Raw genomic sequence first — 13,175 nt, 5'->3', positions numbered from 1 at the left:
AAACAACCGGAAACGATTGATGAATTTTGCGTTGATTCTTTTGGTGCTCGTCGTCCTGACGGGTATCGCGTGGGTGTTCGATAAACTGGTATTCGAGCCGCAACGGCGGCGCGCGGCAGATGCAGCGGTAGCGGAGTTCGACCAGCAGCAGGCACGTCTGGAACCGCGCTTCGCCGACGAGCACGCACCGCAAACACGTGCTCGTCTGCGCGATGAAAAGCTCCGCCAGCCCTGGTATCTGGAATATTCGGCAAGCTTCTTTCCGGTCATCCTCGTGGTTTTTGTCGTGCGTTCGTTCGTTGTCGAGCCCTTCAAGATTCCGTCCGGATCGATGGTGCCGACGCTGCTGGTCGGTGACTTCATTCTGGTCAATAAATTCGAATACGGTTTGCGCCTGCCTATCAGCAATACGAAGCTGACAAGCGGCACGCCGCTTAAACGCGGCGACGTGGTCGTGTTCCGTTATCCAAAAGACGAATCCGTCGATTACATCAAGCGCGCAATCGGACTTCCCGGCGACACGGTTGCGTATCAGGACAAGAAGCTCACCATCAATGGCAAGCCGGTTCCTGAAACGTCGTTGCCCGATTTCTTCGATGACGAACGCATTGGTTATGCAAAGCAGTTCGAAGAAGATCTCGACGGCCGCAAGAACGCCATTCTGAACAATGCACAAGTACCGCCGTTTGTGATTGGCGCCGATGATTTCCCGAATCGCGACAACTGCAATTACAACGCGCAAGGTGTGATCTGCAAGGTGCCCCCGGGCAGCTACTTCATGATGGGCGACAATCGCGACAACAGCGCGGACAGCCGTTATTGGGGTTTTGTACCTGATGCAAATATCGTTGGTCGAGCATTCTTTATCTGGATGAACTTCAGCAGTTTGAAGCGCATTGGTTCATTCCATTGAAACACGCCATGCTTGTATAAATGGTTCGACATTACGCCGCGGGATAACGCGGCGTAGTCGTTAATAAGCACCTCGCATGGACACGTTGCACGGGCCGCCTAGAAACAGCACGAAGAAAAGCGGCTAACGTGCAAGTGTCGTATTGGATTTTATTTTCGGTTTGCCGTTTTCCAGCTGGAATCGCCGGTCCCGGCGCCCGCGTTATACTCTGCCCATGCCCTCAACCCCGTTGGAAAGCCGGCTTCAGTACGAATTTCGCAATGCGGAATTGCTGCGCCAGGCGATGACCCATCGCAGTCACAGTGCCACGCACAATGAACGACTCGAATTTCTCGGAGATTCCGTTCTAAATTGCGTGGTGGCTGCGCTTTTGTTCCAACGATTCGCAAAACTCGACGAAGGCGATCTTTCTCGCGTCCGCGCCAACCTGGTCAAGCAGCAGTCGCTTTATGAGATTGCGCAGGCGCTGAACGTCTCGGAAGCCTTGCGCCTGGGCGAAGGGGAGCTGCGCAGTGGCGGGTTTCGTCGGCCGTCCATCTTGGCTGACACACTGGAAGCCATTTTCGGCGCTGTCTTCCTCGACGGCGGTTTCGACGCGGCGCTGGAAGTCATCAAGCGCCTCTACACGCCAATTCTCGATCACATCGATCCACGCACCATCGGCAAGGACGCGAAGACGCTGCTGCAAGAGTATCTGCAGGGGCACAAGATCGCGTTGCCGACTTATACCGTTGTCGCAACGCACGGGGCCGCGCACAACCAGCAGTTCGAGGTGGAATGCACGGTGCCGAAGCTCGACGTGAAGGTGTCGGGTTCCGGCGCGAGCCGCCGTGCGGCCGAACAGGCTGCGGCGAAAAAGGCGCTGGACGAACTGGCGTCGGCCACGCCCGTGCTGACCGCCAAGCCCAAGCGCAAGGGTTCCCGTGCTGCCAAACTCGCGGAACAGGAAATCGTCCCCGGCGTAACGGGCGTTCAGGCTGCACTGGATCTGCGTGCTCCCGATCGGCGTGAACGCGCGCGGGCGAGCGCGGCCAACGGCAATGCCCATAACGATCCCGAACGTCCGGCGACGGCGCCGCTGGCGGTGATTCGTGCATCGCACGTGGAACCATCGGCGGAGAAGGTCGAGCGTTCGACGATTCATCGGGCGGAACGCGCGGAGAAGGGCGCACCCGAGGCGTCTACGGCGCGCAGCGAGAGCGCTGATAAACCGGTGGATAACGCTGTGCATAACCCGGTGGAGAAGGGCATCGTCAAGGCGGCAAGCAAGCCGGTCGCGGAATCCGTGGTCATCGACAAATCCGCGTCCCCTGCACGGTCGCGCGACGAAGCGCCGGCGAAAGCCGAGGAAAGCGTCGAGGCGCACGCGGACGCGAGCGTCGACGAAACCGTCGCACGCTCGGCCGATGCCGGTCATTAAAGTGCGCTAACGTGCATCAAGGCTATTCCTCAAGCAAGTGCTGAGCGCTGAGCGCCGCCGCCGAAGCGGCCGCGCCACTGAACAAACGCAACGCCCGACGCCACGCGTCCCAACGAATCTGTAGCTGCAAACATCTATGAACGCTCCCACTCCCTCTGATTTCCGCTGCGGCATGGTCGCGATCGTCGGCCGGCCGAACGTCGGCAAGTCGACCTTGATGAACGCGCTCGTCGGGCAGAAAGTCAGCATCACATCGCGCAAGGCGCAGACCACGCGGCATCGGATCACCGGCATTCGTACGTTGGACGACGCACAGTACATCTTTGTCGATACCCCCGGCTTCCAGACCAAGCACAGCGGCGCACTGAACCGCTCGCTGAACCGTGCTGTAACTTCCACGCTGACAGCGGTCGATGCCATCCTGTTCGTGATCGAAGCTGGCCGTTTCGGGCCGGACGACCAAAAAGTGCTCGACCTGATCCCGAACGACACGCCGTGCCTTTTGATCGCAAACAAGCTGGATCACGTGAACGACAAGGAGACGCTGTTCCCGTTCATGCAGAAGATGAGCGCTTTGCACGACTTCAAGGAAATCGTGCCGATGACCGCGAAGCATCCCGACGACATCACGCGTCTGATGGCGGTGGTGAAGCCGTATCTCCCGGAAGGAACGCCCATCTACGGCGAAGACGACCTGACGGACCGCAGCGAGCGTTTTCTCGCCGCTGAAATCCTGCGCGAGAAAGTGTTCCGCTGGACTGGCGACGAGTTGCCGTACACGAGCACGGTGATGATCGACAAATGGGAGACCGAAGGCCGCCTGCGCCGGATTTTCGCGACCATCCTGGTTGAACGCGATACCCACAAGGCGATGATCATCGGTCACAAAGGGGCGAAGCTGAAGCAGATCAGCACTGAAGCTCGTCTCGACATGGAAAAGCTTTTCGATGGCCCCGTGTACCTTGAAACCTTCATCAAGGTGAAGAGCGGCTGGGCCGATAACGAAGCGGGATTGCGCGCCTATGGGTACGAATGACGCGTGGATGACCCAGTCTTCCAACGCCGACTCCGATCCGCTCGCCGACGATAACTTCAGTGTCGACGAGCCGCCGACGCCCGCGCCGAAAAAGCGCGGGACGCGCGCCGCTTCGACCAAAGCTTCCGCCAAATCCGCTGCACCGAAAGAACCCAGGCCGCCTCGCGCTGCGCCGCGTTCGGATTTCCGTATCGCGGAGCAGCCGTCGTTCGTACTGCACAGCTATCCGTATCGTGAAACAAGCCTGATCCTCGATGTATTTTCCCGCGATCACGGCCGCGTTGCGCTCGTCGCCAAGGGCGCAAAACGGCCGCATTCGGCGCTGCGCGGCGTACTGCAGACATTCCAGCCACTGGGTTTGTCGTGGACGGGGAAGGGCGAAGTACGCACCCTGACGCAGGCAGAATGGGTCGGCGGCATGTTGCCGCTCGCCGGCGACGCGTTGCTGTGCGGTTTCTACGTCAACGAATTGCTCGTCAAGTTCTGCGCACGCGAAGACGCGCATCCCGCGCTGTTCAATCATTACGTGCTGACGTTGTCGCGTCTCGCGCACGGCGAGCCGGCGCTGTACGCGTTGCGATCGTTCGAGCGCGTGTTGCTGCGCGAGACCGGTTACGCAATGGCGCTGAACAAGACCATCACGCGCCAGCCGGTTGTCGCCGGGCAGAAGTACGTGTTCGATCCCGAACGCGGCGTGCGTGAAGCATCGGACGATGTCCCGTCGCAATGGCCCGTGATCGCGGGGCAAACCCTTCTCGACATGGAGAAGGACGAATACAGCCGCCCGCAGACGGCCGCGCAGAGCAAAACGCTGATGCGCTTTCTGCTGAACGTGTATCTTGGCGGCACGCCGCTCGCCACCCGTCAAATCCTGATCGACCTGCAAAATCTATGAGCTTCTTTCTTTCGTCGCCCGCGAATGTGATCGATCTGGGCGTCAACATCGATCACGTCGCAACGCTGCGCAACGCGCGTGGCACGCAGTACCCCGACCCGATCCGCGCCGCGCTGCAAGCTGAAGAAGCCGGCGCCGACGCCATCACGCTGCATTTGCGGGAAGATCGCCGTCACATTCTCGATGCCGACGTGCACGCGCTGCGTCCTCTGCTCAAAACGCGGATGAACCTTGAATGCGCGGTGACGCAGGAAATGCTCGACATCGCGTGCGGCGTGCGTCCGCATGACGTGTGTCTTGTGCCGGAAAAGCGCCAGGAACTGACGACCGAAGGCGGCCTTGACGTCGCCGGCCAGTTCAACGCCGTCAAAGCCGCGTGCGAGCAGTTGAAGCAGGCGGGCGCGCGGGTTTCGCTTTTCATCGATGCCGATGAAACCCAGATTCGCGCCGCGCATGAAGCGGGCGCGCCGGTTATCGAACTGCATACGGGCTGCTACGCCGAAGCACACGACGAGGCCACGCAGCAAAAGGAATTCGAGCGCGTGGCGCGAAGCGTCGATTTCGGCAATTCGCTCGGCCTGAAGGTGAACGCGGGACACGGTCTGCACTACACGAACGTGCAGCCGATCGCAGCGCTTGAAGGCATCGTGGAGCTGAACATCGGGCATGCGATCGTCGCGCACGCGATCTTCGCCGGCTGGGACAACGCCGTGCGCGAGATGAAGGCGATCATGGTGGCGTCGCGTCTTGCCGCCACATCGTCGCTATAAACCATGGCGATCTACGGAATCGGTACGGACCTGGTTCAGGTAAGCCGCATTGCCGGCGTGATGGAGCGCACGAAAGGGCGCTTCGCCGAGAAGGTGCTCGGCGCGGACGAACTGCGCGTCTATCACGCACGCAAGGCGCGCTCCGAAGTACGCGGCCTGGCGTTCCTCGCAACGCGTTTCTCGGCGAAGGAAGCGTTTTCGAAGGCGATCGGCCTCGGCATGCACTGGCCCATGACCTGGCGCGCGGTCCAGACGCTCAACGAGCCGAGCGGCAAGCCGAAGGTGGTGGCATCGGGCGAACTCGCCGAGTGGCTCGAGGCCCGTGGCATCACGGCGCAAGTCACCATCACCGATGAACGCGACTACGCGGTGTCGTTCGTGATCGCAGAAACGAATGTGCAAGACTACTAACCCCTGACTTTTCCGCATCCAATTTGAACTCGTTAAAACGCACTCCCGGTCCGGTCATGCTCGACGTGGCCGGCACCACGCTCTCCGACGCCGACATTCGCCGTATCGACCATCCGATGACCGGCGGCATCATCCTCTTCACGCGGCATTTCCAGGATCGGGCGCAGCTCGTTGCACTGACCGACGCGATTCGCGCGGTGCGTGACGATATCCTGATCGCCGTGGATCACGAAGGTGGCCGCGTGCAGCGTTTCCGTACCGATGGCTTCACGGTCCTGCCCGCGCCGGGCAAGCTCGGCGCGTTGTGGGATCGCGACGTATTGCTCGCTACCAAGACCGCGACGGCCTTTGGCTACGTGCTCGCGGCGGAGTTGCGGGCGTGCGGTATCGACATGAGTTTCACGCCCGTACTCGATCTCGACTACGGGCATTCGAAGGTGATCGGCGATCGCGCGTTGCACAGCGACCCGCGCGTGGTGACCCTGCTTGCGAAGAGCCTGAACCACGGCTTGGCGCTCGCGGGCATGGCCAATTGCGGCAAGCATTTTCCGGGACACGGGTTTGCATCGGCGGATTCGCATGTCGCCATGCCGGTGGACGACCGCTCGCTCGAAGACATCCTCGCCGCCGATACCAAGCCGTACGACTGGCTGGGGATGTCGCTGGCGTCGGTGATTCCGGCGCACGTGATCTACCCGCAAGTCGATGAAAAACCTGCCGGCTTCTCGCGCGTCTGGCTGCAGGACATCTTGCGGGGCAAGCTGGGTTTCAATGGCGCGATCTTCAGCGACGATCTTTCGATGGAAGCCGCCCGCGCCGGCGGCACGCTGACCGAAGCCGCGGCCGCGGCGCTGACCGCCGGCTGTGACATGGTGCTGATCTGCAACCAGCCGGAAGAGGCGGAGAAGGTCCTCGACAGGCTGACGTTCCAGCAGACGAAGGCGTCGCTGACGCGGTTGAAGCGCATGCGTCCCAGAGGGCACGCGTGGCGCTGGAACAAGCTGATGTCGCAGGTGGAATATCAGCAGGCGCTGGCGCTGATCAAGAGCGCGCTGGGCTGAATGCAAAAAGCCGGAAGTTTCTTCGAAAGAAACCTCCGGCTTTTTTTCAAACTCAAACGCATTTACTCCAGCTTCATGCGCTGCAGCTTGTTGTAGAGCGTCTTCGGGCTGATGCCAAGCAGCGTCGCCGCCCGATGCCGCGTGCCGCCAACCGCTTCGAGCGTCGCGCGAATCAGCATGTCTTCCACGTCGGCGAGTGCCGTGCCGACCGTCACCTGGACGCTGGTGCCGTTCAGCCCACGTCCGCCTGCGCTCGTATGTTCATCGGCGCGAAGGGTTTCGATCACGTCGCCGGACGCGTGGTACGCACGACGAACCCGGTCGCGCAACTCACGCACGTTGCCCGGCCATTCGGCTGCAAGGCACTCGCGGATGAAATCCGGGCTCACACGTTTGGGCGCGCCGCTCGTGATGCCGCTCACATGATTTTCGCGATTCAGCTCATAGACGAAATGCTCGGCGAGGAGCGCAATGTCATCGCCGCGATCGCGCAGCGGTGGCAACGCAATCGACGATGCATTCAGGCGCTGGAACAGATCCTCGCGCAATTTGCCCTCGGCGACGGCGTCTTTGGGCGGCACTCTGGTCGATGCCAGCAGCCGGAAATCCGTCACGATCTTGTTGCTGCCGCCCACGCGCATGAACGTCTGCGAGTCGAGTGCGCGCAGCAGGGCTTCTTGCTGGGCGATCGGCAATGCATCGATCTGATCGAGGAACAACGTGCCGCCACCGGCCTGTTCGAGCAAGCCCGGCTCGCGGTTCTCCGCGCCGGCGAATGCGCCGCGCTCGTGACCGAACATCAGGCTTTCCATCGAACGTGCGTTGCTGTCCGTGGCTGCCGCGCAATCGAACGAAACAAATGGACCTTTGCGGCGCCGGCTCATCTCATGCAGGGTACGTGCGGCGACCTTCTTGCCCGTGCCGGCTTCCCCGCAGATCAGTACGGCGGCTTCAGTCGGCGCGGTATGTTCGATCAGGTCGTAGACATGCTGGATCGCGGCGCTGCGTCCCAGCATGCTGCCGAAATGGCCGAGTTCGCGCAGCGTGCTGCGCAACGCGCCGACTTCCTCGGTCAGTTCGTACGGGCGTGGAATGCGTGCGAGCAAACTGCGCAGGCGCGGAATGTTCACCGGCTTCAGCAGGTAATCCCAGATGCCCTGCCGCAGGCCTTCAATCGCGCTTTCCACAGTCGCGTTCCCGGTCATCACGATAACCGGCAGGGCGCCGCCTGGCGGCTGCGCAGGAAGGTTGTGCAGCAGGTCGAGACCGCTGCCATCCGGCAAGTTCAGGTCGACGAGCACGACGTCCGGAATGAAGCGCGTCAGGGCGGACCGCGCCTCGGCGAGGGTGGTTGCGGTATCGACGGAAAAGCCGTCGGCCGCGAGAATGGCGGACAGGCCAGAAAGGCTGTTCGGATCGTCTTCGACAATCAAAGCGTGTGGCATGGCGGACACGGCGTAATAAGTGGGTCTGAATGGCGTTCCGGGCCGGCCGCCATCTGGCGACGCTCGGCGGCGAACGCGTCGGTACCGGGCAATGAAGACGCCGGCCCGCCTTGTGGCTGACATCATGTCAGCTCATCATTGCGTTCCAGTTATCGCTGTTCATCGCCGGGTCTTCGTCCTGCGCTTGCTCAATACTGATCTCTGCGCTGGCACGGCTTGCTTGCGGTCGAACAACTTGGAGCAAGCCGAACCTGAAAGCGCTTACTGCGGCTTCACGTGCAAGTCGTTCTTGACGGACTGCACGCCTTCCACGCCACGAGCAACCGAAACCGCCTTTTGAATCTGGCTCGGAGAATCCACGAAGCCCGACAACAGCACTTCGCTCCGATACGTCTTGACGCTCACTGACAAGGACTTCAGGCCCGGGTCTTCCAGCAAGGCCGTCTTCACTTTGGTAGTGATGGCAGAGTCTGTGGTGTATTCGCCAGCCGACTCATGTGTGGGCGTCGACGAACAACCGGCAGTGATGGCGATTGCGGGAACGGCACAAACAGCGGCAATTACGAGGCGTGCGAAAGCGGTTTTTGTAGTCGTCATTTTTTCTTGTGATGAAAGTTGAAAGATTCCGCGCGTTCATTGCGCAGTCACGACTACTGGAGCAGGTTTCGTGCCATCGGCTTGAAGTAGACGAATCAGGTAGTTAGCTGCGCGCCTTGCACCGAATGACACGTTTCAAACGTAATTTCGAAGTATGAACCGGTAAAGTTTGCCTGAATTGGCAATAATGTTCAGCAAAAAGAAAAAGCGCCCCGAAGGGCGCTTTTCGTGACTTCCGAAGCGACGCTGGCTTTAAGCGCGGCTGCGGTATTCGTTCGTGCGGGTATCGATTTCGATCTTGTCGCCGATGTTGCAGAAGAGCGGCACTTGCAGTTCGAAGCCCGTTGCGAGCTTGGCCGTCTTCAGGACCTTGCCCGACGACGTATCGCCCTTGACGGCCGGTTCCGTGTAGATGATCTCGCGGACCAGCGAGGTCGGCAGTTCTACCGAGATGGCTTTCTCGTTGTAGAACACCACTTCGCACGGCATGCCGTCTGCAAGGTAGTTAAGGGCGTCGCCCATCATGTCGGCTTCGACTTCGAACTGGTTGTAGTCAGCGTCCATGAACACGTACATAGGGTCGGCGAAGTACGAGTACGTCACTTCCTTGCGGTCGAGCTGGACGACGTCGAATTTGTCGTCCGCCTTGTACACCGATTCCATGTTGCCGCTTGCCAGCAGGTTGCGGAACTTCATCTTCACGACCGCGGAATTGCGGCCGGATTTGTTGTATTCGGCCTTCAACACGACCATGGCATCGCTGCCGATCATCACGACGTTGCCGACGCGGAGTTCTTGTGCGGTCTTCATAATTAAAAAACTGTCCTGTACGAAAATGTGAGCCTGTTCGCTGCGGTGATGGCGGCTGACTCGAAATTGGATGTGTTGCAGCTACCCTGCCTGTTCCGTCCCACGCCATGCCGCGCGCCTGGGTGCTCGCCTGGGTGCTTGCTTGAATGCTTCACCCGTCCACCGTGGAATCCGCCCGAAAACGTACGCGTTGGGTCTCGTTGCGTCTGTTCCGGACTGCAAGCCGTTGGATAACCGCTTATTTTAACTGAGATTTTGCGAAATCCGCCAGATTTCCAGCCAGATCGCCAATACTCGCAAGTTCCACGGCCCAATCGGCCGCGCGCTGCTCCAGATGCTTTCGATACCGCCAGAAACCGGACCAATCCGGCGCGCCTACGCCGTTCCAGGCATGCCAGAACCGCTCCAGCGCAGCCCGCGCGGGCTCCGGCAAGTTGTTTGCGTAGTGGGCGAGGGCGGCATCGAGCTTGGGCAGATGGGCGTCGTCTGCTTGCGGATAGATTTGCCACACGAACGGTTTTTGCGCCCATTGCGCTCGAACGAACGAATCTTCGCCGCGCACGAAATTGATATCGGCGGCCCAGAGCAAGGCGTCGAAAAGCGGCTGTTCCACAAAACCCAGCGCGTAGGCCTTCAACGAACCGCTTTCAGCCTTCGATCCCGCCGCAAACCCCGATAGCCCAAAAAAGCGTGCAATAGCGCCTGAAATGCGTCCTTCGGGCACCAGCAATGCAATGGGCGTGGGTGAATCGCGCCATTGTTCGAGCAATGTATCGATGGCCGGATTCTCGTACGCGAACAGGGAGATCACCGTTGTCTCGGACGAAGGCGCTGCGATGCCGACCCGTTCCTGCCACCACGCGTCGCGCTGGAACGCTTCGCGTTGCGCGTCTAACGTCCGTTCCTTCAGGACGCCGCCCGTGCCCGCACCGAGGCCCGGGAAGAAGAAGGTCTTGTTGATCGCATGGCGCGGATGCGGCGACGGCCGCAGGTGGAAATCCGCGACCCAGTCCTCGGCGCTCAGATATTCCAGGTTGAACCACACGGGTTTGCGATCGCGGCGCGCCATCGCGGTGACGTAGATGGCGGGCAGCTCGCAGCCGAACGCTTCGATCACGACATCGGCGATCTGCAGCGTGTCGCCGGCGTGTGTCGGCGCGTGCCAGTGCTCGATCACGACGCCCCCGGCCTCCTGGCGCGCGAGCGTCGCATCGACGGCGGGGCAGAGCGCGTGGAAAGCCTTGAGTTCATCGACGAAAAGGCGCACTTGCCAGCCGTGCTCCGCCTTGAGCTGGCGCGCGAGGCGCCAGCAGACGCCGATGTCGCCGAAGTTGTCGATGACTTCGCAAAAAATATCGCACGCGATTTCGGCATCTGCATGACCGGCCACCGCCGGGGAATTTTCCATTGAAGCAGGCATAAGTGCTGAAGCGGCGACGAACCGCTTGATCGATGGTGAACGAGAGCCCGAGTGTGGTTTGCACTAAACTGGCATTTTTGAAGATGACGATTCGCGCGCTCCGGCTTCAAAGCCGCCAGGCGGCTTCAATATGACCTCAACGCGAACTCCGCACGACACCCTGCATGACCGAACCCGACGTTTTCGACCCTAAAAAGAACCTGGCCCAGTTGCCGCACCTGCCGGGCGTGTACCGCTACTACGACGAGAACGGCAACGTGCTGTACGTCGGGAAAGCGCGCGACCTGAAAAAGCGCGTATCGAGCTATTTTACGAAGACGCTGCTTTCGCCGCGCATCGCGATGATGGTCACGCGCATTCGCAAGATAGAAACGACCGTCACGCGATCCGAAGCCGAAGCGCTGTTGCTTGAGAATAATCTGATCAAGGCGCTCACGCCGCGATACAACATCCTGTTTCGCGACGACAAGTCTTATCCGTATCTCAAGCTGACTGGCCACAAGTTTCCGCGCATGGCGTATTACCGCGGCAGCGTCGACAAGAAGAACCAGTATTTCGGTCCGTTCCCGAGCGCGTGGGCCGTACGCGAGAGTATCCAGATTTTGCAGCGCGTGTTCCAGTTGCGCACGTGCGAGGATTCCGTCTTCACCAACCGCACGCGGCCGTGCCTGCTGCATCAGATTGGACGATGCACGGGACCGTGCGTCGGTTTGATCGATGAAGAAGATTACGCGCGCGATGTGTCGAATGCATCGCGTTTCCTGCTCGGACGGCAGGGCGAAGTGATGAAGGAACTCGAGCAGAAGATGCATGCGTTCGCGGCCGACCTCAAGTTCGAGCAGGCCGCCGCCGTGCGCAACCAGATGAGTTCCCTGTCCACCGTGCTGCATCAGCAGGCTATCGAAGTGGGCGGCGACAACGACGTCGATATCCTTGCGGTCGTCGCGCTCGGCGGCAAGGTCTGCGTGAACCTCGCGATGGTGCGCGGCGGCCGGCATCTCGGCGACAAAGCGTACTTCCCGACGCATGTCGAAGCCGCGCTGGCGATTGAAGATGCAATGCCAGAGGAACTGGCCGATGACTGCACTGCGGAAGACATCGGCGATATCGTCATCGAGCAAGTCGAAGCAAACGCCAGTGAAATCGCGTTGCCGGCGGGCACGCTTGCGTCGATCGAGCAGGACTTCGAGGCGCATGCCACGACCGGCGAAATGCAGGAGGAGATCGCCGAAACCGGCGCGGTCGAAGAATCCGAACTTGCCACCGAGTCGCAGCGTCAGGGCGCGCTCGAGGCTGAGGTGCTGGAGGCGTTTATCGCGCAGCATTACATCGGCAATCGTGTTCCGCCGGTGCTGGTTGTCAGTCACGCGCCGGCGAATCGCGAACTCGTCGATCTGCTGATCGAACAGGCTGGCCACAAGGTCACGCTGTTGCGCCAGCCGCAGGGACAAAAGCGCGTGTGGTTGTCCATGGCCGAGTCCAACGCGAAGCTCGCCCTCGCGCGTCTGCTCTCCGAGCAGGGCTCGCAACAGGCCCGCACGCGATCGCTCGCGGACACGTTGAGTCTGGAAATGGATGACCTCGCGCAATTGCGCATCGAATGTTTCGATATCAGCCACACGATGGGCGAAGCGACGCAGGCATCGTGCGTGGTCTATCACCATCACAAGATGCAGACGGCGGAATACCGGCGCTACAACATCACCGGCATCACGCCCGGCGACGATTACGCCGCGATGCGCCAGGTCCTGACCCGCCGCTACGAGAAGATGGTCGCGCAAGCCGCGGCGCGGGCGGCTGAAGAGCCGGTGGTCCCGGACCCGTCTGAAGCACCGCAATCGGATGAGCCGGACGTTGCCGAACCCACGCCTTCGGGCGGGCGTTTGCCGAACATCGTGTTGATCGATGGCGGCAAGGGACAGGTCGAGATCGCGCGGCAAGTGTTCGCCGAACTGGGGCTCGACCACGGCATGCTGGTTGGCGTCGCGAAAGGAGAAGGGCGTAAGGTGGGCCTCGAAACGCTGATTTTCGCCGATACCCGCACGCCGCTCGAGCTCGGCAAGGAAAGCGCTGCGCTGATGCTGGTCGCACAGATCCGCGATGAGGCGCACCGCTTTGCGATCACCGGCATGCGCGCGAAACGCGCGAAGACGCGGCAGACGTCGCGGCTCGAGGAGCTCGAGGGCATTGGCGCAAAACGGCGTCAGCGGTTGCTGTCGCGCTTTGGCGGATTGCGCGGCGTGCAGGCGGCGAGCGTGGAGGATCTTGCGAGTGTGGAAGGGATCTCGCAGGCGCTGGCCGAGCAGATCTACCGGCAGTTGCATTGAGCGCAACGTCCGGCCGTCCGGCCCGTCGGCTTGTGACATATAAGTCGACGCGGCACAATGGCACCTCTCA

12 protein-coding genes are annotated in these 13,175 nt (G+C 60.9%); 8 read left to right on the top strand and 4 right to left on the bottom strand.

The features are described 5' to 3' along the window. Positions 1-19: 19 nt before the first annotated feature. From lepB to nagZ, 7 genes are all read left to right on the top strand, one after another. The gene (gene lepB / locus AXG89_RS01030; protein ID WP_062167229.1) at positions 20-913 is read left to right on the top strand and encodes a signal peptidase I; all 894 of its coding nucleotides are present in this window, start codon (positions 20-22) and stop codon (positions 911-913) included. A gap of 214 nt (positions 914-1,127) precedes the next feature. Then, entirely contained in the window at positions 1,128-2,333 is a 1,206-nt protein-coding gene (gene rnc, locus AXG89_RS01025; protein WP_062167228.1) for a ribonuclease III, read from the top strand. A 136-nt stretch (positions 2,334-2,469) separates the two neighbouring features. Next, positions 2,470-3,369, top strand: a complete 900-nt coding sequence (gene era / locus AXG89_RS01020; RefSeq protein ID WP_062167226.1) for a GTPase Era — start codon at positions 2,470-2,472, stop codon at positions 3,367-3,369. After that, a complete protein-coding gene (gene recO / locus AXG89_RS01015; RefSeq protein ID WP_062167225.1) occupies positions 3,356-4,264 on the top strand; it encodes a DNA repair protein RecO in 909 nt (302 codons plus the stop codon). Before era ends, recO begins: the two co-directional genes overlap by 14 nt. After that, positions 4,261-5,034, top strand: a complete 774-nt coding sequence (gene pdxJ, locus AXG89_RS01010) for a pyridoxine 5'-phosphate synthase (RefSeq protein WP_062167224.1) — start codon at positions 4,261-4,263, stop codon at positions 5,032-5,034. The genes recO and pdxJ overlap by 4 nt, the downstream gene beginning before the upstream one ends. Positions 5,035-5,037: 3 nt before the next feature. Then, on the top strand, positions 5,038-5,445 hold the full coding sequence (gene acpS / locus AXG89_RS01005; protein WP_061999938.1) for a holo-ACP synthase: 408 nt from the start codon (positions 5,038-5,040) through the stop codon (positions 5,443-5,445). A 56-nt stretch (positions 5,446-5,501) separates the two neighbouring features. Next, complete coding sequence (gene nagZ / locus AXG89_RS01000) at positions 5,502-6,506, top strand: beta-N-acetylhexosaminidase (protein ID WP_062167222.1); 1,005 nt, start codon at positions 5,502-5,504, stop codon at positions 6,504-6,506. 62 nt (positions 6,507-6,568) lie between these two features. Here nagZ and AXG89_RS00995 read toward each other — a convergent pair whose 3' ends face one another. The 4 genes from AXG89_RS00995 to earP all read right to left on the bottom strand — a co-directional run bounded on the left by AXG89_RS00995 (position 6,569) and on the right by earP (position 10,778). Further along, on the bottom strand, positions 6,569-7,951 hold the full coding sequence (locus AXG89_RS00995) for a sigma-54-dependent transcriptional regulator (RefSeq protein WP_061999936.1): 1,383 nt from the start codon (positions 7,949-7,951) through the stop codon (positions 6,569-6,571). A gap of 261 nt (positions 7,952-8,212) precedes the next feature. Continuing rightward, positions 8,213-8,548 (bottom strand): BON domain-containing protein, encoded by a 336-nt coding sequence (locus AXG89_RS00990; protein WP_061999935.1) that lies wholly within the window; start codon positions 8,546-8,548, stop codon positions 8,213-8,215. 252 nt (positions 8,549-8,800) lie between these two features. Continuing rightward, complete coding sequence (gene efp, locus AXG89_RS00985; protein WP_061999934.1) at positions 8,801-9,358, bottom strand: elongation factor P; 558 nt, start codon at positions 9,356-9,358, stop codon at positions 8,801-8,803. A 238-nt stretch (positions 9,359-9,596) separates the two neighbouring features. Further along, positions 9,597-10,778, bottom strand: coding sequence for an elongation factor P maturation arginine rhamnosyltransferase EarP (earP, locus tag AXG89_RS00980; protein ID WP_442861740.1), 1,182 nt, complete (start codon positions 10,776-10,778; stop codon positions 9,597-9,599). 164 nt (positions 10,779-10,942) lie between these two features. Here earP and uvrC point away from each other — a divergent pair, with 164 nt between their 5' ends. Continuing rightward, positions 10,943-13,105 (top strand): excinuclease ABC subunit UvrC, encoded by a 2,163-nt coding sequence (gene uvrC / locus AXG89_RS00975; protein WP_062167221.1) that lies wholly within the window; start codon positions 10,943-10,945, stop codon positions 13,103-13,105. Positions 13,106-13,175 lie beyond the last annotated feature (70 nt).

The organism is Burkholderia sp. PAMC 26561 (genome assembly GCF_001557535.2).
Classification (GTDB): Bacteria; Pseudomonadota; Gammaproteobacteria; order Burkholderiales; family Burkholderiaceae; genus Caballeronia.
The sequence above is the reverse complement of the archived record's forward strand: the minus strand, read 5'-3'. Positions and strand labels throughout refer to the sequence as shown.

Bases quoted from the DNA above. Each gene is read 5' to 3' on its own strand.
- lepB (WP_062167229.1), top strand. From the start codon at position 20: ATGAATTTTGCGTTGATTCTTTTGGTGCTCGTCGTCCTGACGGGTATC.
- rnc (WP_062167228.1), top strand. From the start codon at position 1,128: ATGCCCTCAACCCCGTTGGAAAGCCGGCTTCAGTACGAATTTCGCAAT.
- era (WP_062167226.1), top strand. From the start codon at position 2,470: ATGAACGCTCCCACTCCCTCTGATTTCCGCTGCGGCATGGTCGCGATC.
- recO (WP_062167225.1), top strand. From the start codon at position 3,356: ATGGGTACGAATGACGCGTGGATGACCCAGTCTTCCAACGCCGACTCC.
- pdxJ (WP_062167224.1), top strand. From the start codon at position 4,261: ATGAGCTTCTTTCTTTCGTCGCCCGCGAATGTGATCGATCTGGGCGTC.
- acpS (WP_061999938.1), top strand. From the start codon at position 5,038: ATGGCGATCTACGGAATCGGTACGGACCTGGTTCAGGTAAGCCGCATT.
- nagZ (WP_062167222.1), top strand. From the start codon at position 5,502: ATGCTCGACGTGGCCGGCACCACGCTCTCCGACGCCGACATTCGCCGT.
- AXG89_RS00995 (WP_061999936.1), bottom strand. From the start codon at position 7,951: ATGCCACACGCTTTGATTGTCGAAGACGATCCGAACAGCCTTTCTGGC.
- AXG89_RS00990 (WP_061999935.1), bottom strand. From the start codon at position 8,548: ATGACGACTACAAAAACCGCTTTCGCACGCCTCGTAATTGCCGCTGTT.
- efp (WP_061999934.1), bottom strand. From the start codon at position 9,358: ATGAAGACCGCACAAGAACTCCGCGTCGGCAACGTCGTGATGATCGGC.
- earP (WP_442861740.1), bottom strand. From the start codon at position 10,778: ATGCCTGCTTCAATGGAAAATTCCCCGGCGGTGGCCGGTCATGCAGAT.
- uvrC (WP_062167221.1), top strand. From the start codon at position 10,943: ATGACCGAACCCGACGTTTTCGACCCTAAAAAGAACCTGGCCCAGTTG.